Raw genomic sequence first — 22,408 nt, 5'->3', positions numbered from 1 at the left:
CCTCAACCGCCGGCCAGCAGTTCGGACAGCCGGCGGGCCGAGGCGTCCCAGGACCACTCCCGGGCCACCCACTCCCGCCCGGCCCGCCCGAACTCCACCGCCCGGAAGGGGTCCCGGAGGAACTCGACGACCGCCTCGGCGACCTCGGCGACCTGCCGCCCGTCGACCACCGTCCCGGTCCGGCCCGCCAGGACGGCGTCGGGCGCGCCGCCCGAACGCCCGGCGACCACCGGCAGGCCGCTCGCCGACGCCTCCAGGAAGACGATGCCCAGCCCCTCCGCCTCCAGGCCCAGCCGGCGCGTCCGGCACGGCATCGCGAACACGTCCGCCGCCGCGTAGAACCGCGCCGTGTCCGCGTGCCCGTGCCCGCCCGCGAACACCACCGACCCCGGCGGGCAGCGCCGGGCCAGCCGCCGCAACCGCCGCTCGTCCGGCCCCGAACCGACCAGCAGCAGGACGGCGTCCGGCACTTGGCGGCGGATCAGCGGCAGCGCCCGCAGCAGCGCGTCCTGCCCCTTGCGCGGCACCAACCGGGCCACGCAGAGCACCACCGGACGCGACCCCAGCCCGTACCGCTCGCGCACCGCCCGCCGGTCCGCCGCCGAAGGCCGGAACACCGCAGGGTCCACCCCCGGCACCAGCCGGGCCGTCACCGCCCCCGGCCCCAGCGCGGGGGCGATCCGACGGCGGGTGAACTCGCCGAGATGGGTGACGGCGTCACAGTGCGCGCCGACCCGGCGCAGCAGCCGGCGCGCCAACGGCGCCCGGGCCCACCACACTTCGTGCCCGTGCGTGGTCGCCACCAGCCGCCCCGCCCCGGCCCGCCGCAGCGCCGGGGCCATCGCCGCGAGCGGCGCGGCCGCCCCGAACCACACCCGGTCGCAGCCGTGCTCGGCCATCAGCTCCGCCGCCCGCCGGGCGGCCCGCGCGGTCGGCAGCAGCGTCCGCACCGGCTCCCGCACCACCGGGAACGGCAGCCCCGCGTCGAACGCCTCCGCCCCCGGCTCCGCCGAGGTCAGCACCACCACGCCCGACCCGGCCAGCCGGACCGCCATCGCGTGCACGAAGGTCTCGATGCCGCCCTGCCGGGGCGGGAAGTCATTGGTCACGATCAGCGTGGCGCCCATGGGTCTGCGTTCCTTCGACGGGGCCGAGCCCGGTTCCGGGCAAGGCTGTGGGAGGGCGCGCGGCAGCACGGCCGCGCACCGGACGGGGGAGACGAGGGAGGGGGGAGGGGAGTGGCCGGTTCAGCCGGAGCGGCGCCGGACCGCGAGGCGGACGAAGGCGGACAGGAACAGCGGCAGCGCCAGGTAGCCGAAACGCCCGGCAGGGGCGAGCAGGAACGCCAGCGCCAGTCCGGCCGCCAGCCGGTCCGCCGCCGCGACCGCGCACCGGGGCGGGCGCAGCAGCAGGGAGACCGCCACCGCCGCCCCGCCGAGCAGCAGCAGCCCGACCGCCGCGCCCCACCCGGCCGGGCCCAGGTCCGCCAGGAGCCGGCCCGGCAGCGGACTCGCCGCCGGGGTGGGCCACGGGCCCCGGCCGAGCGGGAACGCGAAGACCTGCCGCAGCAGCGGCCCCGGCGCGACCAACAGCCACGGCAGCACCGACGCCACCGTCCCGCCCACCGCGACCACGCCGCAGCGCAGCGCCGCCCGCCGCCCGGCGGTCGCCGCGAGCAGCGCCACCACCACCGCGACGGCGGGCCAGGCCGTCCACTTGAGCGCGCCCGAGGCGGCCAGCGCCAGGCCCGCCCCGGTCGCCCGGCGGGACGCCCCGAGCGCCAGCGCCAGGCAGAGCAGCCCGGTCAGCGGAAGGTCGATCCCGCTGGCCGCCAGCCCCAGCGCCATCGGCGGTGACGCCACCAGGGCCACCACCGCGGCCCCGCCCGTCCTCCGGGGCCCGCCGGGTACGGCGTCGGCGACCCGCCCGGGCAGCGGCGCCCCGCCCCGCCCGGCCACGGCCGGCACCCGCCGCGCCGCCCGCCGCGCCGCCCGCCGCACCCCGGCCCGTGCGGGCAGGGCGCGCCACGCGGCCCACCCGGCGGCCAGGAAGGCGGCCGCGCACCAGACCCGGGGGTCGGTCACCGGCCCGCCCTGGCGCAGCAGCGCGTGCGGCAGCCCGAACACGGCCATCCCCGGCAGGTAGGGGGTGACCTCGGCGGGGCCCGCCGGGGCGTCCAGGTACGGCGAGCCGTGGGCCAGCAGCAGGTCGCCGGCCCGGGCCAGGACGGTCACCTCGCTCTGCCCGGCCCCGGTGCCGACCAGCCAGGCCAGCGGGAGCAGCACGGCCCCGCCGAGCGCCGTCCACGCGGACCGCGCCGGCCCGCCCGCCGGTCCGCCGCCGGGCAGCAGCGCCACGGCGGCGGCCAGCAGGTACCCGACGGCGGCGAGGGCGCCCCAGGCGCGGTGCGGCCCGAGCGGCGAGAGCAGCGGGAACAGGGCCGCCCAGCCCGCGCAGCCCAACCAGCCCGCGCACCACCACGGGCGCCGTTCCCGGACCCGGCGGCCGGGTCGGATCAGATGGTCGATCACCCGTCCATTCCAGTACGGCGGCCGGGCCCGGTCATGACGTCCAGGTGGACACCCGGTGGTCGACTTTCCCCTACCCCCGCCCTCCGCCGGTCCCCACCGCAGGACGCCGCAACTCTCCCGGCTCCCGGCCCACTTGCCGGTACGTGCCACTTGGTCTGGACCACTGGACGTCCGGCGGGCCGTTTGCGCACACTGGCGCGATGAAGCTCCGACCGGCCACCGGCCTGGAACTGCACGACCTGGACGTGCCCGACCCGGGGCTGCTGCCGTTCGCGGCGGGCAGTTTCGACGCCGTCGGCCCGCTCTCCCGGGCGGATTTCCCGCACCGGCACTCGTTCTACGAGCTGGTCTACGTCGCGGCGGGCAGCGGCACCCACGTCATCGACCTGGTCGAGCACCGGATCCAGCCGCCCACGCTGTACGCGGTGCTGCCCGGCCAGGTGCACCGCTGGAGCGGGGCCCGCCAACTCGACGGCTGGGTGCTGCTGTTCAACGAGGACTTCCTGCACCGGCACCCGGAGGACCTGGCCCTGGTCCGGGCCCTGGCGGCCGGCCCGGCGATCCGGCCGGACCACCAGGAGCACCGCGAAATGGCCCGGACGCTGCGGGAGTTGACCTCGGAGCACGAGGCCGGTCTGGACGGCGGCCTCGGCGTGCTGCAGGCCCTGCTGCACGTCCTGCTGGTGCGGGCGCTGCGGGTGGCCCGGGGCCGCGGCCCGGCCGCCGCGCCCCGGACGGCCGGGCACCCGCTGGCCGCCAGGTTCATCCGGCTGATCGGCGAAACCGAACGCACCGACCGCTCGGTGCTCGCGCTGGCCCGCGAACTCGGCGTCTCCGCAGGCTACTTGCACGAGGTGGTGAAGGAGGCCACCGGCCGCACCCCGGCCCGCCTGATCCGCGAGCAGCAGACCCTGGAGGCCAAGCACCTGCTGACCACCACGGACATGACGGTCCGTCAGGTCTCGGCGGCGGCCGGTTTCTCCGACCCGGCCTACTTCTGCCGCTTCTTCCGACGCGAAGTGGGGCGCACGCCGGGCGAGTTCCGCGAGAAGGCCGGCTGACGCCCGGGCGAGCGGCGCGTGGCGACGGCTGAGGAATGCACCACGTCCCGCGGTCCCCGTCCATCGACGGCCCGGCCGGGCAGGGCCTAGCGTCTGAGGCACCCCACAGCGCCGCCGTGCCGGGAGACCCGGCCTCTCCAGGTGTCATGTCCCATCCAAGGGAATCCGGGCGTGCGGCGACCACCGAAGCAGTCGAACGGAGAGCCATGTCCACCCCCCGCAACCCGCTGGACGGCCTGGGCGAGCTGGCCGATCGCAAGATCAGCCGCAAGAGCCTGCTCAAGGCGGCCGCCCTGGCCGGTGCCGCTCCCGTCCTGGTCGGCACCGGAGTCGCGCTGGCCCGCGAAGCCGCCGCCGCCGACACCCCGGCACCGCTCACCCCCGAGTGCACCGACGGGCACCTCACCGAGGAGCAGATCGAGGGCCCCTACTTCAAGCCGGGCTCCCCGCTGCGCACCAACCTGGTGACCAGCGGCACCCCCGGGACGCCGCTGACGGTCAGCGGCTTCGTCTTCGGCCGCAACTGCCTACCGATCGCCGGCGCCCTGCTGGACTTCTGGCAGGCCGACACCAACGGCAACTACGACAACTCCGGATACACCTTCCGCGGCCACCAGTTCAGCGCCGCCAACGGCGCGTACACGCTGACCACGATCGTCCCGGGCCTCTACCCGGGCCGCACCCGGCACATCCACGTCAAGGTGCAGGCCCCCAACCAGCCGATCCTCACCACCCAGCTGTACTTCCCGAACGAGCCGCGCAACGCCACCGACACCATCTACGACCCGGACCTGCTGATGACGGTCCGCCAGGTCGGCAACGGGCGCGAGGCCAGCTTCGACTTCGTGCTCAACGTCAACGGCACCGGCTCGCCCAGCCCCAGCCCGAGCAGCTCGAACCCGGGTTCGCCGAGCCCCAGCCCGAGCAACACGGGCGGCGGCTCCACCACCTGGACGGTCGGCGCCAACTACAGGGCCGGCGACGTGGTCACGTACAACGGGGTCACCTACGTCTGCATCCAGGGGCACGTCGCGTACGCCGGCTGGGAGCCGCCGAACGTGCCGGCCCTCTGGCAGCGCCGCTGACCCGCACCAGGTCCCGTCGCTGACCGGCCCCACCCCCACGCGGACGGTCAGCGGCGACAGCCAACCGAAGCGGCGGCACGGCCCGCTCCCCGGGAGGGGAAAACCGGGAGACCGGGGCCGTGCCGGCCGAGCGCCATGACGGCCCGAGCGCGGGGTGCCCGGGCCGTCATGGCGTCCCCCGGACCCGCCTCCCCCCCGCGTCCCCGGCCGCCGCGCCCCGCTACACTCCCGTCGGTCCCCCGCGAACGGCGCGACCACGGGACGACGGCGGGGCGACGGCAGTGCGCGGCGCCCGGGGAGCGGGTACGGCATGAAGCGGTGGAGCGGGTTCGGCAAGGCCGCGCTGGCCGCCCTGATCGTCGGAGTGCTGTTCCCGGTCGCCGCCTTCGGCTACGGACTGACCCTGGAACCGCGGTCGTTCGTGCTGTCGGGCGGCAGCATGACGCCCACCTACCGCGCCGGCGAGCGGATCACCGCCTACGGCGTCGACCCCCGGGACGTCCGGCGCGGTGACGTGGTGCTCTTCTCCGCGCCGGACGAATCCGGCTCGAAGCCGGTGCCCCACTTCCAGCGGGTGATCGCCCTCGGCGGCGACCACGTCTCCCAGTGCGGCGACCAGCCCGTCCAGTTGAACGGCGTCCCGCTCGACGAGCCCTACCTGCAGGACGGCGAGCCCAACGGCTTCCGCTGCTTCGACGTGACCGTCCCCGCCGGGCAGATGTTCGTGATGGGCGACCACCGCGTCAACTCGATGGACTCCCGGATGCGCGGCAGCTTCCCGCTCGACTCGGTGACCGGCAGCGCCCGGGGCGACACCGTCGCCCTGACCGTCATCGGCGTCCTCTTCGTGGCCTGCCTGCCGTTCCTCCCGGCCGCCCTGGTGCTCTCGCTGCTCGCCCGCCGCCGCCGGCGCACCGCCCCGCCGCAGACCCCCGCGTACCCGGACCGGGTGCTGGAGCGGACGCCCTGACCCCCGCCCCGGCCCGCCGCTGACGGCCTGTCGGTGCCACCGTCTAGCATCGCGCCCATGCGAGCATCAGGCACCTTCACCGTCCACGGGTTCACCCCCGCGCCCGTCCCGGAGAGCGGCATCAAGACCGCCGCGGGCGTCGGCGTGGCCACCATGCGCAAGGAGTTCCACGGCGAGGTCGAGGGCCGGGCGGACACCCTGTTCACCGCCGCCTACGACCAGGCCGCCGGGGTCGGCACCTACCTCGCCATGGAGTCCTTCACCGGCACCCTCCGCGGCGCCGGGGGCACCTTCAACTTCGCGCACTCCGCGACCACGCTCGGCGCCGACCGACAGGGCGAGTACTTCGTCATCGTCCCCGGCAGCGGCACCGCCGCCCTCGCCGGCATCACCGGCACCGGCGGCATCGTCGTCGACGCGGACGGCACCCACCGCATCCACCTCGACTACACGCTGCCCGCCGGGTAGGAGCGCCCCGCCGCGGGCGCCGCGCGGTCAGCGCCCGCGCGCCCACGCGCACAGCACCGGCACGCACCGCTCCGCGAAGTACTCGTAGTCCTCGGCCGTGTTGTACACGTGCGTCGACAGCCGGAAGTACCCCGTCCCGCCGAAGCTGGTGAACGCCGCCTCGACGCCGAACCCGGCGGCCATCCGGTCGCGCAGCGCGTCCGCCTCCAGCCGGGTGCGGCCCAGCCCGGCCGGCAGCTTCACCAGGCGCAGCGCGTTCACCGGCATGCCGACGTCCGCCGCGGCCGGCTCGCCGGTGGCGGCGGTGATCGCCGCGCCGATCAACTCCTCGGCGTAGTCGGCGAGCTCGCCCATGTAGCGGCGGGCCTCGGACCAACCCCACTGCCCGGCCACGAAGTCGAGCGCGGTCGGCGCCGCCAGGTAGCCGGTGACGTCCAGCGTGCCCTGGGTGTCGAAGCGCTCGGGGAACGGCTCCCGGGCGCCCCAGGAGTCGATCAACGGGTGCAGCGCGTGCCGGAGTTCGCCCCGGGCGACGAGCGCGGCGGTGCCGCGCGGCGCGCAGCCGAACTTGTGCAGGTTGCCCACCCAGGCGTCGCAGTCCGCCCCCGCCAGCGGGTCCTCGTCCAGCCCCGGCACGTGCGCGGCGTCGACCAGCAGCGGGACGCCCCGCTCCCGGGCGAACGCGCCGACCAGGTCCACCGGCAGGTAGCGGGCCGTCGCCGAGGTGATCCGGTCCAGCACGATCAGCGCCGTCCGCCCGGTCACCGCGCCCGTCACCGCCGCCGCGGCCTCCCCGGGCCCCGCCCCCAGCGGCACGTGCACCGTGCGCACCGACCCGCCCCAGCGCCGGGCCAGCCGCTCCGCCCCCATGGTCACCGCCCCGTACCCGTGGTCGGTCACCAGCACCTCCCCGCCGTCCCGGTGCGGCAGGCTCCCGTACACGACGCTCGCCCCGGCGCTCGCGTTCGGCACCAGCGCCGTGAACCCGGCCGGCACCCGCAGGAAGTCGGCCACCGCCGCCCGCGCCGCCGCCACCCGCCGCGGCAACCCCGGGAACCACACCACCGGCGAGGCGTCCATCTCCTCCCGCAACCGCTGCTGCTCCCGCTGCGCCACCACCGGCACCGCCCCGAACGACCCGTGGTTCAGGTGCCGCATCCCCGGATCCAACGACCACCCGGCCACGGCGGGACGCCCGTCCCGCAACCGCAGGGGCTCGGGTGCGACGAGGCTGCCCACGACTTCTCTCCGATCCGGCCGGGCACGACACCGCCCGTTGACCTGCGAGGATCCTGACACAACCGGCCCCCGCCCCGACCGGCGGCCCCGGGCGGCCCCAGGCGGTCCCGGCCCCCGGCACCCGGCCCCCGCTACCCGGCCCCGGCCCCGCCCTGCGGTCCGGTCCCGCCCCGGACCGCCGAGCCGCCCGCCCCGGTACGGAACCCCGGGACGGGCGGCGGTGCGGCGGGTGCGGCGCTGATCAGGCCGACGGCTGCGGCCTGATCAGCGCGAACGGCGCGCCCTGCGGGTCGGCGACCACGGTCATCCGGCCGGCCATCATGTCGAACGGCGGGGCGAGCACCGTCCCGTCCCGCCTGACCAGGGCGTCGACGGTGGAGTCCACGTCGTCCACGGCGAAGTACGTCAGCCAGTGCGGCGGGGTGCCGGGCGGGTCGTTGGCCAGCAGCGTGACGCCGCCGACCGCGCGTCCGCCGACCCGCAGTTCCCAGTACGAGTCGGCGCCGTCCAGCGGCTCGACCTCGATGCCGAACGCCTCGCCGTAGAACGCGGTGGCGGCCGGCACGTCGCTGGTGTGCAGCTCGTTCCAGACCAGCGCGCCGGCCTCGTTGGCCACCCGCGCGCCGAAGAACTCGCCGGGCTGCCACACGCCGAACACCGCGCCCTGCGGGTCCGCGGCGACCAGCATCCGGCCCAGGTTCCCGACGTCCACGGTCGGGACGAGCAGCGTGCCGCCCGCCGCGACGATCGCGTCCTGGGTGGCCCGCGCGTCGGTGCTGGCCAGGTAGGTGGTCCAGACGGTCGGCGGCTCCGGCATCCCCTCGGGCGACATCGCCGGGCCGATCCCGGCGACGGCCCGGCCGTCCAGCTCGCAGACCGCGTACCCGCCGAACTCGGCCGGGCCGGGCTTGCCCTGCCAGCCGAGCAGGTCGCGGTAGAAGTCCAGCGCGGCCTGCTGGTCCTTCGCCATCAGGTCGACCCAGCACGGGGTGCCGGTCGCGTACGGGGTGGTGACTTCGGGCATCTCTGGCTCTTTCCGGTTCGGGTCATCCGGTGCGTCCCCCGCCAGCCACCCTCCCGGCGCGGCCCCGAATCCGCCACCGGGACGCGGCGGTCCGGGCGGACCGGGGCCCTGCGCCCGGGCCCTACGCCCGGGTGAGCGCGATCAGCGCGATGTCGTCGGAGAGCTGGTGCGTCCAGTCGCGGACGTCCTCGGCCAGCCCGTCGACCAGTCGGGCCGGGTCGGCCGCCCGCAGCACCGACAGCCGCTCGCCCAGCGGGTAGAACTCGCCGGAGGAGTTGCGGGCCTCGCTCAGTCCGTCCGTGTGCAGCAGCAGCGCCGAGCCGCCCGGCAGGGCCAGCGGGGTCGGGACGGGGCCCGGCCCCGGGCCGAGCGCGCCCAGGCCGAGCGGGAGGAGGGCCGGGACGGGGGTGGCGCGCACCCCGTCCGGGCCGACCCGCAGCGGGGCCAGGTGCCCGCAGTTGACCACCTCGACCTGGTCGACGCCGTCCCGGTGCTGGAGCAGCAGCGCCGTCGCGAACAGCTCCTCGTCGCCGCGGGCCGCCGCCAGCCGGGTCAGCTGCCGGTCGAGGCGGGCCGCCAGCTCGCCCAGGTCGGCGGTCTCGTGCGCCTGCGAGCGGAAGCACCCCAGCAGGTCGGTGACGGTGTGCACGGCCTGCAGCCCCTTGCCGCGGACGTCGCCGATCAGCAGCCGGGTGCCGTGCGGGGTGCGCACCGCCTCGAAGAAGTCGCCGCCGACCCCGGTGCCCGCCGTCGCCGGCTGGTAGTGGCCGGTCAGCCGCAGCTCGCCCAGCCGCGCCGGGACCGGGTGCAGCACCGCCTGCTGGAGGGCGATCTCGCTGGCCCGGACGCGGGCCAGCCGCTCCGACTGCTGGCGGCGGCTCCAGGCCACCAGCCCCATCGCCGCGCCCACCGCCAGCGCCGCCACCGCCGCCCCCGGGCGGTCCGCGGCCCGCTCGCCCGCCAGCACGACCAGCAGCAGGTGCTGGAGCCCGGCCGCCGCCGCCACCGCCAGCGCCACCACCGGGCGGCCCAGCCCCGTCGCCACCAGCGCGACCACGCCGCAGGCCACCCACAGCACGGTGCCCAGCGCGTGCGTGCCGTCGCCCTCGCCGGTGAGCAGTTCCGCGCTGCCCGGCACCGCCTGCGCCAGCACCCCGCCGAGCAGGATCGCCACCGGGTACAGCGCCGACGCCGCCGCCCGGCGCTGCCTGGGCAGCGCCGCCAGGAACCCGGCCAGGTAGGGGATCTGCGCGACCACCAGGCCGAAACCGACCAGCGCGGCCACCGCGCCCGCCACCAGCGCCGCGTGCCCGGCGTCGGCGGGCAGGAAGTGCAGCGAGGCCAGGCCGACCGCGGCCAGCGGCAGGCCCAGCGAGGAACCCGTCAGCGGGGTCGGCCGCCACTGCCTGGCCACCAGCCCGGCCGCCAGCATGCCCAGCCCGTAGCCCGACATCGCCAGTGTCACGTGCGCCAGCGTCACCCCGCGCTGCAGCAGCACCACCGGGACGGCCGAGACCAGCGCGAGCTGGGTGAACCCCAGCGTGGCGCCCGCCGCCACCGCCCCGCCCGCGGCCCGGGCGGGCACCCCCGGCACCGGCGGCGGGCCCGGGTCCCGCCGGGCGAGCAGCACGCTCCGGGCCCGGCACGCCGCGAACAGCACCGCGGCGGCGCACAGCAGCGCCCCCACCAGCGGGTCCGACCAGCCGCGCACCGGGCCCAGCTCCAGGCCCGTGACGGCCAGCAGCACCGCCGCCGCGACGCCCGGCCCGCACACCGGCACCGCGCGGACCGCGGGACCGGGCAGCCGGCCGCGCGGCAGCAGGCGCAGCGAAACGAGCAGCAGCAGCGCGGCGGCCACCGGGACCACCGACTCGCCGAGCCGCCAGCCGGCCACCGAGTCGATCCGCACCGCGAGGTTCGCGCCCAGCACGAAGGCCGTGGCGACGCCCGCGACGGCCCCGCCCACCACCCGGGTGATCCGCCCGGGCAGGTTCAGCACCGGGACGGACGCCAGCGCGGCGATCAGCACCCCGGCGGAGCCGGCGTCCTCCACGGTCCGTCCGGCCAGGTACGTCCAGGAGTGCCCGGCCGTGACCGTGACCGCGCCGCCGGCCGCCATCATCCCCAGCGTCCACCGCAGCACCCGGGGCCAGCCCCACGCGTCCGCCGCCCGCCCCGCGGCCAGGAACGCCGTCAGCATCGCCAGCGCGGTGGCCAGCTGCGCGGCCACCGCCTCCTCCCGCCCCGTTCCGAACTCCGCCACCGCCCCCGCGGCCGTGGCCCCGCGCAGCAGCGGCAGCAGCACGCACAGCGCGGCCGCGGCCATGAGCAGCAGACGGACGGCGCGCCGGGGGGTGCCGGTCACGGGGTCTCCTTCGGCAGATCGGATGGGAGCAAGGCTCGCAGAGACCCGGAGCGACCAGAAGGGAAAAAGGTCACATACGTCATATTTGTCGCTTATGTGCCATTCAATCCGGTGCGGGGGCGGTTCCGGGGCACCCGGCCGTCCGCCGCGGCACCGCCCCGTCAGACGCCGATCGCTGCGGCGCCCTCGTCGACGCGGGACCGCACCCAGGTGAGGAACGCCCGGACCTGCGGGCCGGGCAGCGGCAGCGCGGCGGCGCGGGGACGTTCGAAGCTGCGGACCGCGGCCTCGATCAGCGGGCGGAAGCCCTCCTGCGCGGCGGCGACCCGCCCGGCCGCGTCGCGCTTGGCGAGCCAGCGCCCGGTGCCGCAGTAGACCGCGGAGCGGCAGCCGTTGAGGACCCGGTTGTCGGCGAGGTGCCCCGCACCGTCGTCGTGCTCGCGCACCGAGGCCCGGATGGCGGGGTACAGGTCCGCCGGCCGGGGCGCCGCGATCACCTCCGGCGCGGGCGGCCCGTACAGCGCGATCCCGTCCTGGTGGGCCACGGAGCGGTCGATGACGTACCAGAACGACGGCGCCCCGGCCGGGTCGAAGGCGGTTCGGCCCGGCAGCTGGGCGCCGGTGTTGAGGTCCAGCAGGTAGCCGGCCTCCCCGGACGGAACGCGGGCGAAGCCCGCCGGGTAGACGACCAACTCCAGCCCCGCCGCCGGGCAGGGCAGCCGCCGGTGGTCGAGGGCGTCGGCCAGCTCCCGCAGGGCCGCGGCGGGAAGCGGGTCCTCCACGAGGACCGTGACGTCGATGTCGCTGCGGCCGTGCCGGTAGTCGCCGAGCGCGAGGGAACCGACCGCGACCACCCCGGTCAGCCGGGAGCCGCACACCGCGCGCGTGCGCCGCACGAGCTCCGTCAGGTAGGGCCGCACCTCGGCGGGAACGGCACGGAACGGGTCGGTCTCTGCGTCCATCCGGCCAGTATGGAGCGCCGCCGGGCCGGAATTCCCGCGCCCCGGCCGTCCACGGGGTGGAATTCGCGGTGCGGCGCCCCGGGCGTCGCTAGCGTGTCGCGCTCACTGACGGACTGTCACCGACGGAGGACGCGCCATGACGCTCACGACCGACTCCCACCCCGCCGTGCTGGCCGCGATCACCGAGGGGTGCGCGGCGCTCGGCTTCGGGATGTCGTGCGACCGGACGACCGGGCGGCTGCTGCGGACGCTCGCGGCGGCCCGGCCCGGCGGGCGGATCCTGGAGCTGGGGACGGGCGCCGGCGTCGGGACGAGCTGGCTGCTGAGCGGCATGGACGCGGGAGCCACCCTGGTGAGCGTGGAGCTGGACGCGGCGGTCGCCGCCGTCGCCGCCGAGCACCTGGGCGCGGACCCGCGGCTGGAGCTGGTGGTGGGGGACGGGGCGGAGCTGATCGACTCGCTGGAGCCCGGCGGCTTCGACCTGGTCTTCGCGGACACCTGGCCGGGCAAGTTCCACCACCTCGACCAGGCGCTGGAACTGCTGGCCCCGGGCGGCCTGTACCTGGTCGACGACCTGCTGCCGCAGCCGACCTGGCCCGCGGACCACGCCGCGTCCGTCACCGCCCTGGTCGAGCGCCTGACCACCGACCCCCGGCTGCACGCCACCCACCTGGACTGCTCCACCGGCCTGCTGCTGGCCACCCGCCGCCCGTAGGACCCCGCGGGGCCCGTGGGCCGTCGGGGGGGCGTGCGACCGGCGGACGGCCGCCCGGCAGGGGATCCGGGTGGCCGACCTGGACGTGGCCGTCCGGCACCGGGGCGGCGACGCCGTCGAGGGGACCTCGCTGCCCGGTCGCCCGCCGCCCGCTCCGGGAAGGCGGGAGCGTGAACAGTGGGTGAACTCCCGGAGTCCGGTGGCACGTCGGCGAACTGACGGACCGTCACCAGCGGTGCCCGTCCGACCCCGCAACCAGCGGCGCGGCGAGGCCGACTGACGGCCCGTCGGCCGGAGGGCTCCGCCGCGCGGGCCCCGGGCAGCGCCCCGGCGGGCCGCCGCCTCCGGCCGCCCACCCGCCCTGACCGGTAAACTTGCCCAGGTTGTCTTGCTTTCGACGCCTTCGGTTGACCGCCGGGGAACCCAGGACGAGGACCGTTTCCGCCATGACGACCGCCCCCGACACCGCGCTGTTCCGCGCCCAGGACGCGCCCGCGCCGCGCACCCTGGTCGACGTGCTGGCGGCCACCGCCGCCGCGCACCCGCAGGAGCCGGCGCTGGACGACGGGCACGAGACGCTCAGCTACGCGGAACTGCTCGCCGAGGTGGAGCGGGTCCGGCGGCACCTGGCCGGGGCGGGCGTCGGGCTGGGGAGCCGGGTCGGGGTGCGGGTGCCCTCCGGCGGCAACCAGCTGTACGTGGCGATCCTGGCGGTGCTCGCGGCGGGCGCCGCGTACGTGCCGGTCGACTTCGAGGACCCGGACGAGCGGGCCGAGCTGGTCTTCGGCGAGGCCGACGTGAACGCCGTGATCGGCGCCGACCACCGGCTGGAGAGGGTCAAGCCGTCCGGGCACGACGCCCGGGCGCCCGGGCCGGAGCACGACGCGTGGATCATCTTCACCTCCGGCTCCACCGGCAAGCCCAAGGGCGTCGCCGTCACCCACCGCAGCGCCGCCGCGTTCGTCGACGCCGAGGCCGCGGTGTTCCTCCGGGACGAGCCGATCGGGCCCGGCGACCGGGTGATGGCCGGGCTGTCGGTGGCCTTCGACGCCTCCTGCGAGGAGATGTGGCTGGCCTGGCGGCACGGCGCCTGCCTGGTCCCCGTCCCGCGCGCCCAGGTGCGCTCCGGCGCCGACCTCGGCCCGTGGCTGGCCGAGCAGGAGATCACCGTGATCTCCACCGTCCCGACGCTGGCCGCGCTGTGGCCCGCCGAGGCGCTGAACGAAGTCCGGCTGCTGATCTTCGGCGGCGAGGCCTGCCCGCCCGAACTCGCCGAGCGCCTGGTCACCGAGGGCCGCGAGGTGTGGAACACCTACGGCCCCACCGAGGCCACCGTGGTCGCCTGCGGCGCCCTGCTGACCGGGCGGGCCCCGATCCGGATCGGCCTGCCGCTGGACGGCTGGGAACTCGCCGTCGTCGACGAGGCCGGCGAGGTGGTCCCGATGGGCGGCAGCGGCCAGCTGGTGATCGGCGGCGTCGGCCTGGCCCGCTACCTCGACCCGGCCAAGGACGCCGAGAAGTACGCCCCGCTGACCTCCCTCGGCTGGGAGCGCGCCTACCGCTCCGGCGACCTGGTGCGCGCCGAACCCGAGGGCCTGGTCTTCCTCGGCCGCGCCGACGAGCAGATCAAGCTCGGCGGGCGGCGGATCGAGCTCGGCGAGGTGGACGCGGCCCTGCAGGCCCTGCCCGCCGTCTCCGGCGCGGCCGCCGCCGTCCGCACCGCCCGCGGCGGCAACCAGCTGCTGGTCGGCTACCTGGTCGCCCAGGACGGCTTCGACCGGGACGCCGCCGTCGCCCGGCTGCGCGCCGAACTGCCCGCCGCGCTCGTCCCGCTGCTCGCCACCGTCGAGCACCTGCCCACCCGCACCTCCGGCAAGGTCGACCGGGACGCGCTGCCCTGGCCGCTGCCCGAACTGGAGACCGCCGGGCCCACCGAGCAGCTGTACGGCACCGAGGCCTGGCTCGCCGAGCAGTGGGCGCGGATCCTCGGCACCCGGGTGCGCGGCGCCGACGACGACTTCTTCGCCATCGGCGGCGGCTCGCTGGCCGCCGCCCAGCTCACCACCCTGCTGCGCGAGCGCTACCCGGCCGCCTCCGTCCTCGACGTCTACCAGCAGCCCACCCTGCGCAAGCTCGCCCGGCTACTGGAGAGGTCCGCCCAGTCCGAGGGCCGGGCCCGCACCGTCGCCCCCACGCCCCGCCGCGCCCAGGCGTGGCAACTGCTGCTGACGCTGCCGCTGGCCACCCTCACCGGCCTGCGCTGGTCGCTCGCCCTCGGCGTCCTCGGCACCGTGCTGAACCTGCTCGGCGACTACCCGTGGGCGCCCGTCGCGCCCTGGTGGCTGCTGGCCGTCGGCGCGCTGCTGCTGTACTCCGCGCCCGGCCGCCTGGCCGTCGCGGCCGGCGGCGCCCGGCTGCTGCTGCGCGGCGTCGGCCCCGGCACGTACCCGCGCGGCGGCGGCGTGCACCTGCGGCTGTGGGCCGCCGAACGGCTCGCCGAAGCCTCCGGCGCCACCGCGCTCTCCGGCTCCTGGCTGATCCGCTACGCCCGGGCGCTCGGCTGCCGGGTCGCCCCCGACGTCGACCTGCACGCCCTGCCGCCGGTCACCGGCCTGCTGCGCCTGGGCAAGGGCTGCGCCGTCGAGAACGAGGTCGACCTGTCCGGCCACTGGCTGGACGGCGACCGGCTGGAGATCGGCGCGCTGCGGATCGGCGCCGGGGCCGTGGTCGGCACCCGCTCGACGCTGCTGCCCGGCGCCAAGATCGGCAAGCGGGCCGAGGTCGCCCCCGGCTCCGGCGTCACCGGCGCGGTGCCCACCGGCCAGCGCTGGGCCGGGGCGCCCGCCGCCAAGACCAGCAAGGCCGAACGCGGCTGGCCCGGGCAGCGCCCGCCGCGCACCGCCCGCTGGGCCGCCGCCTACGGCGCCACCGGCTTCGCGCTCACCCTGCTGCCGCTGCTCGCCGCACTGCCCGCGCTGCTGATCGCCGGGCGGTTCGTCCACCCCGGCGACGGCCCCGCCCAAGCCGTCCGCGGCGCGCTGACCGCCCTCGTCCCCGCCACCCTCGCCTACGGGCTGGCCTACGCCGCGCTCGTGCTGGCCGGCGTCCGGCTGCTCTCGCTCGGCCTGCGCACCGGCTACCACCCGCTGCACGGCCGGGTCGGCTGGCAGGCCTGGACGGTCAGCCAGCTGATGGACCTGGCCCGCGAGACGCTGTTCCCGCTGTACGCCGGACTGATCACCCCGGTGTGGCTGCGGCTGCTGGGCATGCGGGTCGGCAAGGGCGCCGAGGTCTCCACCGTGCTGGCGCTGCCCAGCCTGACCAAGGTCGGCGACGGCGCGTTCCTGGCCGACGACACCCTGATCGCCCCGTACGAGCTGGGCGGCGGCTGGGTGCGGATCGGGCGGGCCGAGATCGGCGAGCGGGCCTTCCTCGGCAACTCCGGGATGACCGCGCCCGGCCGGGCCGTCCCCGACCGGGGCCTGGTCGGGGTGCTCTCCGCGACGCCGAAGAAGGCCAAGCGCGGCAGCTCCTACCTGGGCATGCCGCCGGTCAAGCTGCCCCGGGCCGCCGACACCGGCGACCTCGCCCTCACCTACGAGCCGCCCGCCCGGCTGCGCTGGGCCCGCGGCCTGACCGAACTGGCCCGGATCGTCCCGGTGCTGGCCTCCGCCGCGCTGGCCGTGCTCACCGCCGCCGCGCTCTGCGCCCTCGACCAGCCGCTGCTGTCCGGCCTCGTCCTGCTCGGCGCGGGCCTGGCCGCCTGCCTGGTCTCCGCCGCCGCCAAGTGGCTGCTGGTCGGCCGGTTCCGGGCGGTCGAGCACCCGCTGTGGTCCGGCTTCGTGTGGCGCAACGAGCTCGCCGACACCTTCACCGAGGTCCTCGCCGTGCCCTGGCTGGTCGGCCGCACCGCCGGCACCCCGCTGATGAACCTGTGGCTGCGCGCGCTCGGCGCGAAGATCGGCCGCGGCGTGTGGTGCGAGAGCTACTGGCTGCCCGAGGCCGACCTGGTCACCCTCGGCGACGGCGTCAGCGTCAACCGCGGCTGCGTGCTGCAGACCCACCTCTTCCACGACCGGATCATGCGGCTGGATACTGTGGAGCTCCGCGCGGGCGCCACCCTGGGCCCGGGCGGGATCGTGCTGCCCGGCAGCACCGTCGGCGAGCGCGCCACCCTCGGCCCGGCCTCCCTGGTGATGCGCGCCGAGACGGTGCCCGCCGACACCCGCTGGCTCGGCAACCCGATCGAAGCCTGGCAACCGCAGTGACCGCCCCCGCGCCAGGAGGAACCCCACCGGTGAGCCCCAAGCAGGCCCCCGCCGCCGACCCGTACTTCCCCCGGCACGGGGACCCGCGCTACCGCACCCACCGGTACGAGATCGCGCTCGACTACCGGCCCGGCCCCAACCGGCTGGCCGCCTCCGCCCGGATCGCCGCCATCGCCGGGCCCGAACCGCTGCGCGAGTTCACCCTCGACCTCGCCGACTTCCGGATCGGCCGGGTCCTGGTCGACGGGAAGCCCGCGCACTACGCCCACCGGGACGGCAGGCTGCGGGTCAGGCCCGCCAAGGCCCCCGCCGCCGGGGCGGTGTTCACCTGCGAGGTGCACTGGTCCGGCAACCCGCGCCCGGTCCGCAGCCCCTGGGGCGGCCTCGGCTTCGAGGAGATCACCGACGGCGCGCTGGTCGCCTCCCAGCCCGTCGGCGCCCCGTCCTGGTTCCCCTGCAACGACACCCCCGCCGACAAGGCCGCCTACCAGCTGAGCGTCACCACCGCGTCCCCGTACGCCGTGGTCACCGGCGGCCGCCTGCTCAGCCGCACCACCCGCTCCTCCGCCACCACCTGGGTGTACGAGCAGCCCGCGCCCACCGCCAGCTACCTGGTCGGGCTGGCGATCGCCCCGCTGCGGCAGGTCCCGCTGACCGAGCGGGCTCCCGGCACCGTCCCGCAGAGCGGCTGGGTGCCGCAGCCGCTGACCGCCCGGTTCGAGCACGACTTCGCCCGGCAGCCGCAGATGATGCGCCTGTTCGAGGAGCTGTTCGGCCCGTACCCGTTCGCCGAGTACACCGTCGCCGTGGTCGACGAGGACCTGGACGTCCCCGTCGAGGCGCAGGGCATGGCCACCTTCGGGCGCAACCACCTCGACGGGCGGCGCGGCTGGGAGCGGCTGGTCGCCCACGAGCTCGCCCACCAGTGGTTCGGCAACAGCGTCACCGTCGCCGACTGGCGGCACATCTGGCTCAACGAGGGCCTGGCCAAGTACGCCGAATGGCTGTGGTCCGAGCGCACCGGCGGCCCCACCGCCCAGCACCGGGCCGCCGACGCCCACCGGCAACTGCGCGCCCTGCCGCAGGACCTGGCGATCGGCGACCCCGGCAAGCGGCACATGTTCGACGACCGGGTCTACGAGCGCGGCGGCCTGACCGTGCACGCGCTGCGCCGCGCCCTCGGCGACGACGCCTTCTTCCGGCTGCTGCGCGACTGGGCCACCGCCTACCGGCACGCCGTCGCCACCACCGCCGACTTCGCCGCGCACGCCGCCCGCTACACCGACCGCCCGCTCGGCCCGCTGTTCGACGCCTGGCTGCACCGGGGCGCGTTGCCGGGGCTTCCCGGGCTGTGAGCCGTCCGGTCCTGGTGTACTGGGAGGCACGGGCCGCGAGGCCGTCCGTCGCTTCCTGAAGGATCGAGGAACTTGACTTCCTCCCCGCCCTGGGGGCGAGGGTTCCCCTCAGCCTCGCGGCTGAGCCGCTGCGCGTGGGCGCGGCGGTGGGACTTCTTCCTGCTTCACCGACGACTGCCCGCCCGGAGTGCTCCGTTGAGGTCTTACACCGTCTCCACAGGCTGCAACCGCCAGCCCGGCGGCCAGGATGTTGCGTGCCGCGTTCACGTCCCGGTCGTGGACCGCACCGCAGGCGCACTCCCATGCGCGGACGTTCAGCGGCATCGCGTTGCGGATGGTCCCGCAGGCCGAGCACAGCTTGGAGCTGGGGAACCACCGGTCGACGGTGATCAGCTCGCGGCCGTACCACTGGGCCTTGTACTCCAGCATGGACCGCAGCTCGGTCCACGAGGCGTCCGAGATCGCCCGGGCGAGACTGTGGTTCCCCAGCACGTTGCGGGCCGTCAGGTCCTCGATCACGACCGTTTGGTTTTCGCGGACGAGTCGAGTGGTGAGCTTGTGGAGGAAGTCACGCCTGCGGTCGGCGATGCGGGCGTGCAGCCGGGCGACCTTGACACGGGCCTTGTCCCGGTTGCGGGAGCCCTTGGCCTTGCGGGCCAGCTCCCGCTGGGCCCTGGCCAGGCGCTCGCGGTCGGCGCGCTCGAACTTCGGGTTGGCGACCTTCTCGCCGGTGGAGAGCGTCACCAGGCTGGTGATCCCGGCGTCGACACCGACAGCCGCGTTGACCGGAGCGGGCATCGACGGCCGGTCCTCGCACAGCAGCGAGACGAACCAGCGCCCCGAAGCGTCCTGCGACACGGTCACCGTGGAGGGAGCCGCGCCCTCGGGCAGCGGACGGGACCACACGATGTCCAGCGGCTCCGCCATCTTCGCCAGGGTCAGCCGGCCGCCTTGGTAGCGGAACGCGCTGGTGGTGTACTCGGCGGAGCGGCGGGACTTCTTCCTCGACTTGAAGGTCGGGTACTTCGCCCGCTTCTGCCAGAAGTTGGAGAACGCCCCCTGCAGGTGTCGCAGCGACTGCTGCAACGGCACGGACGACACCTCGGACAGGTACGCCAGTTCCTCCGTCTTCTTCCACGCCGTCAGCATCGCCGACGTGGCGTTGTAGTTCACCCGCTCCCGACGCAGCGTCCACGCCTCGGTACGAGCCCGCAACGCCATGTTGTAGACCTTCCGCACGCAACCGAAGGTGCGCGACAGCTCAGCCGCCTGCGCATCGGTCGGGTAGAAGCGGAACTTGAAAGCCCGCTTCACGTGGGTGGCCGCCATGTCTCACACGCTACCACCCCTGTATGTGACCATGTGAAGCATCATCAACTACCGGTGCACCGTACCGCCTTGACGGCGGTTCGGCTTCCCCTGCCCCGCTACGCGGGAGCTTCGTTTCCTCCCCGGCTGAAGCCGGGGGTATCCACGAAGGAGATCCGATGAGCACGCACTACGACGTGGTCGTCCTGGGCGCCGGCCCCGGCGGCTACACCGCCGCCGTCCGCTCCGCCCAGCTCGGCCTGCGCACCGCCGTGATCGAGGCCAAGTACTGGGGCGGCGTCTGCCTCAACGTCGGCTGCATCCCCTCGAAGGCCCTGCTGCGCAACGCCGAGCTCGCGCACACCGTCCTGAACGAGGCCGGGCTGTACGGCATCGAGGTCGACGGCAAGGTGTCCTTCGACTACGGCAAGGCGTTCAGTCGCTCCCGGCAGGTCGCCGACGGCCGGGTCAAGGGCGTCCACTACCTGATGAAGAAGAACGGCATCACCGAGTACGACGGCTGGGGCACCTTCGTCGACGACCACACCCTCCAGGTCAAGCTCGCCTCCGGCGGCTTCGAGATGGTCACCTTCGACCACTGCGTCATCGCGGCCGGCGCCACCACCCGGCTGCTGCCCGGCACCTCGCTCAGCGAACGGGTCGTCACCTACGAGGAGCAGATCCTCACCGAGCGGCTGCCGGAGTCGATCATCATCGCGGGCGCCGGCGCGATCGGCGTCGAGTTCGCGTACGTGCTGCACAACTACGGCGTCAAGGTCACCGTCGTCGAGTTCCTGGACCGGATGGTGCCGCTGGAGGACGCCGACGTCTCCGCCGAACTCGCCAAGCAGTACCGCAAGCTGGGCATCCAGGTGCTCACCTCCACCCGGGTCGACACCATCGACGACTCCGACCCGAACAAGCCGGTGAAGGTCACCGTCACCCGGGACGGCAAGCAGGAGGTGCTGGAGGCCGACAAGGTCCTGCAGGCGATCGGCTTCGTGCCGCGGGTGCAGGGCTACGGCCTGGAGGTCACCGGCGTGCAGCTCACCGAGCGCGGCGCCATCGCCGTCGACGGGCGCGGCCGCACCAGCGTCGAGCACATCTTCGCGATCGGCGACGTCACCGCGAAGCTGATGCTCGCGCACGCCGCCGAGGCGATGGCCGTGATCGCCGCCGAGACCATCGCCGGGGCCGAGACGATGGAGATCGACTTCGTGATGGTCCCGCGCGCCACCTACTGCCAGCCGCAGGTCGCCAGCTTCGGGTACACCGAGGCGCAGGCCCGGGAGAAGGGCTACGCCGTCAAGGTCGCCAAGTTCCCGTTCACCGCCAACGGCAAGGCGCACGGCATCGGGCACCCGGTCGGCTTCGTCAAGGTGATCTGCGACGAGACCCACGGCGAACTGCTCGGCGCCCACCTGATCGGCCCCGAGGTCACCGAACTGCTGCCGGAACTGACGCTGGCCCAGCAGTGGGACCTGACGGTGCACGAGGTCGGCCGCAACGTGCACGCCCACCCGACGCTGGGCGAGGCCGTCAAGGAGGCCGTCCACGGCCTGGCCGGACACATGATCAACATGTAGTGCCGCCGTCCGGGTGAGCGACCGCCGCCCCGGTGCCCGCCGCTGGTACGGCGGCGCGCCGGGGCGGTACCTCTTCGGTCCCCCGAGGAGCCAGGAGCCGCCGATGGACACCCCCGCCCCCTACCTGACGGTCGACGAGCGCACCGCGGCCGGCCGCGCCGCCCGGGCGCGCGCCCCGCGCTCCACCGCCGGGCACTGGCGGCCCGCCGCCGACCGCCCCGACCCGCTCGCGGTGCTGCGCGCCCAGGCGGAGGGCCGCCTGCCCGACCTGGTGCCGATCCGCGACGGCCGGATGGCCGCGTCCCCGTTCGCCTTCCTGCGCGGCGCGGCCGCCGTGATGGCCGGCGACCTGGCCGGGGCCCCCGACAGCGGGCTGACCGTCCAGCTCTGCGGCGACGCCCACCTGGTCAACTTCGGGCTGTTCGCCTCGCCCGAGCGCGCCCTGCTGTTCGACCTGAACGACTTCGACGAGACGCTGCCCGGCCCGTTCGAGTGGGACGTGCAGCGCCTGGCCGCCAGCCTGGCCGTCGCCGCGCAGGAGAACGGCGAGGGCCCCGAGGAGGCCCGCCGGGTGGTGCTGGACGCCGTCCGCGCCTACCGCGAGCACATCCGGCTGCTGGCCGGCCTCGGCGAACTCCCGGTCTGGTACCGGCGGATCGACGCCGACGAACTGCTCGCCAGCCTCAAGGGCGGGCGCCGCCGCCGCACCGAGGCCGGCCTGGCCGCCGCCCGCCGCCGCGACAGCCTGCAGGCCGCCGGCAAGCTCACCGAGACCACCGCGAGCGGCCGGCGCCGCTTCAAGGACCAGCCCCCGCTGATCGAGCACGTCGGCTTCGACACCGACGAGGTGCACGGCATGCTCGCCGACTACCGGGCCACCCTCCCCGAGGAGCGCGGCCGGCTGCTCGACCGCTACCGGTACGTCGACACCGCCCGCAAGGTGGTCGGCGTCGGCAGCGTCGGCACCCGCTGCTTCGTCGTCCTGCTCCAGGGCCGGGACGCCGACGACCCGCTGGTCCTCCAGGTCAAGGAGGCCCAGGCGTCCGTCCTGGAGCCCTACGCCGGGCCCAGCCGGTACGACCACCACGGGCAGCGGGTGGTCGCCGGGCAGCGGCTCACCCAGGCCGCGAGCGACATCTTCCTCGGCTGGATGACCGGCCCCGCCGGGCGGCACTTCTACTGGCGGCAGCTGCGCGACATGAAGGGCTCCGCCGAGGTCGGCGCGATGACCACCCGGGGCCTGCGCGCCTACGCCGCCCTGTGCGGCACCGCCCTGGCCCGGGCCCACGCCCGCTCCGGCGACCGGATCGCCATCGCCGCCTACCTCGGCCGCGGCGACTCCTTCGACCGCGCGGTGGCCGCCTTCGCCCACCGCTACGCCGAGCTCAACACCGCCGACCACGCCCGCCTCGCCGACGCCGTCGCCTCCGGCGAGGTGCGGTCCGAAGACGCCTGATCCCTCCCCGTTTGC

The 22,408-nt window shown here is 75.8% G+C and carries 16 protein-coding genes; 9 read left to right on the top strand and 7 right to left on the bottom strand.

Annotated elements, in window-relative coordinates:
* Positions 1–2: 2 nt before the first annotated feature.
* Positions 3–1,127: a glycosyltransferase family 4 protein gene (locus OO48_RS22645; RefSeq protein ID WP_033219192.1), complete on the bottom strand. Its 1,125-nt coding sequence runs from the start codon at positions 1,125–1,127 to the stop codon at positions 3–5.
* A gap of 120 nt (positions 1,128–1,247) precedes the next feature.
* On the bottom strand, positions 1,248–2,531 hold the full coding sequence (locus tag OO48_RS34530) for a hypothetical protein (RefSeq protein WP_051732525.1): 1,284 nt from the start codon (positions 2,529–2,531) through the stop codon (positions 1,248–1,250).
* Positions 2,532–2,731: 200 nt separating this feature from the next.
* Here OO48_RS34530 and OO48_RS22635 point away from each other — a divergent pair, with 200 nt between their 5' ends.
* The 4 genes from OO48_RS22635 (at position 2,732) to OO48_RS22620 (ending at position 6,115) form a co-directional block, all read left to right on the top strand.
* Positions 2,732–3,592 (top strand): helix-turn-helix domain-containing protein, encoded by an 861-nt coding sequence (locus OO48_RS22635; RefSeq protein ID WP_033219190.1) that lies wholly within the window; start codon positions 2,732–2,734, stop codon positions 3,590–3,592.
* A gap of 206 nt (positions 3,593–3,798) precedes the next feature.
* A complete protein-coding gene (locus tag OO48_RS22630) occupies positions 3,799–4,677 on the top strand; it encodes a dioxygenase family protein (RefSeq protein WP_033219189.1) in 879 nt (292 codons plus the stop codon).
* Between the two features lie 310 nt (positions 4,678–4,987).
* Positions 4,988–5,647 carry a signal peptidase I gene (lepB, locus tag OO48_RS35340; protein ID WP_051732523.1) on the top strand — a complete coding sequence of 220 codons (660 nt, stop codon included), beginning with the start codon at positions 4,988–4,990 and terminating at the stop codon, positions 5,645–5,647.
* A gap of 57 nt (positions 5,648–5,704) precedes the next feature.
* Positions 5,705–6,115, top strand: coding sequence for a DUF3224 domain-containing protein (locus tag OO48_RS22620; protein ID WP_033219187.1), 411 nt, complete (start codon positions 5,705–5,707; stop codon positions 6,113–6,115).
* Positions 6,116–6,142: 27 nt separating this feature from the next.
* Here the strand turns inward: OO48_RS22620 and OO48_RS22615 are convergent, their stop codons facing one another.
* The 4 genes from OO48_RS22615 to OO48_RS22600 form a co-directional block, all read right to left on the bottom strand.
* Positions 6,143–7,273, bottom strand: coding sequence for an aminotransferase class V-fold PLP-dependent enzyme (locus OO48_RS22615; protein ID WP_245194759.1), 1,131 nt, complete (start codon positions 7,271–7,273; stop codon positions 6,143–6,145).
* A 322-nt stretch (positions 7,274–7,595) separates the two neighbouring features.
* Positions 7,596–8,378 carry a VOC family protein gene (locus tag OO48_RS22610; RefSeq protein WP_033219183.1) on the bottom strand — a complete coding sequence of 261 codons (783 nt, stop codon included), beginning with the start codon at positions 8,376–8,378 and terminating at the stop codon, positions 7,596–7,598.
* Between the two features lie 121 nt (positions 8,379–8,499).
* On the bottom strand, positions 8,500–10,743 hold the full coding sequence (locus OO48_RS40770) for a PP2C family protein-serine/threonine phosphatase (protein WP_051732520.1): 2,244 nt from the start codon (positions 10,741–10,743) through the stop codon (positions 8,500–8,502).
* A gap of 161 nt (positions 10,744–10,904) precedes the next feature.
* On the bottom strand, positions 10,905–11,705 hold the full coding sequence (locus OO48_RS22600) for a nucleotidyltransferase domain-containing protein (RefSeq protein ID WP_033219179.1): 801 nt from the start codon (positions 11,703–11,705) through the stop codon (positions 10,905–10,907).
* A gap of 136 nt (positions 11,706–11,841) precedes the next feature.
* On the opposite strand from OO48_RS22600, the gene OO48_RS22595 reads away from it, so the two are divergent.
* The 3 genes from OO48_RS22595 to OO48_RS22585 all read left to right on the top strand — a co-directional run bounded on the left by OO48_RS22595 (position 11,842) and on the right by OO48_RS22585 (position 18,043).
* Entirely contained in the window at positions 11,842–12,420 is a 579-nt protein-coding gene (locus OO48_RS22595) for an O-methyltransferase (RefSeq protein WP_033219177.1), read from the top strand.
* A 446-nt stretch (positions 12,421–12,866) separates the two neighbouring features.
* Positions 12,867–16,688: a Pls/PosA family non-ribosomal peptide synthetase gene (locus OO48_RS22590; protein ID WP_033219170.1), complete on the top strand. Its 3,822-nt coding sequence runs from the start codon at positions 12,867–12,869 to the stop codon at positions 16,686–16,688.
* A 29-nt stretch (positions 16,689–16,717) separates the two neighbouring features.
* Positions 16,718–18,043 (top strand): M1 family metallopeptidase, encoded by a 1,326-nt coding sequence (locus OO48_RS22585; protein WP_033219169.1) that lies wholly within the window; start codon positions 16,718–16,720, stop codon positions 18,041–18,043.
* 108 nt (positions 18,044–18,151) lie between these two features.
* Here OO48_RS22585 and OO48_RS22580 read toward each other — a convergent pair whose 3' ends face one another.
* The gene (locus OO48_RS22580; protein WP_051732518.1) at positions 18,152–19,372 is read right to left on the bottom strand and encodes an RNA-guided endonuclease InsQ/TnpB family protein; all 1,221 of its coding nucleotides are present in this window, start codon (positions 19,370–19,372) and stop codon (positions 18,152–18,154) included.
* 158 nt (positions 19,373–19,530) lie between these two features.
* Between OO48_RS22580 and lpdA the strand changes: the two genes are divergently transcribed.
* Together lpdA and OO48_RS22570 are read left to right on the top strand one after the other, a co-directional pair.
* Positions 19,531–20,937 carry a dihydrolipoyl dehydrogenase gene (gene lpdA / locus OO48_RS22575; RefSeq protein WP_033219166.1) on the top strand — a complete coding sequence of 469 codons (1,407 nt, stop codon included), beginning with the start codon at positions 19,531–19,533 and terminating at the stop codon, positions 20,935–20,937.
* 103 nt (positions 20,938–21,040) lie between these two features.
* A complete protein-coding gene (locus tag OO48_RS22570) occupies positions 21,041–22,393 on the top strand; it encodes a DUF2252 domain-containing protein (protein ID WP_033219164.1) in 1,353 nt (450 codons plus the stop codon).
* The last annotated feature ends 15 nt before the right edge of the window (positions 22,394–22,408 follow it).

Origin of the sequence: Kitasatospora phosalacinea, assembly GCF_000716545.1 — a bacterium.
GTDB lineage: Bacteria > Actinomycetota > Actinomycetes > Streptomycetales > Streptomycetaceae > Kitasatospora > Kitasatospora phosalacinea.
The sequence above is the reverse complement of the archived record's forward strand: the minus strand, read 5'-3'. Positions and strand labels throughout refer to the sequence as shown.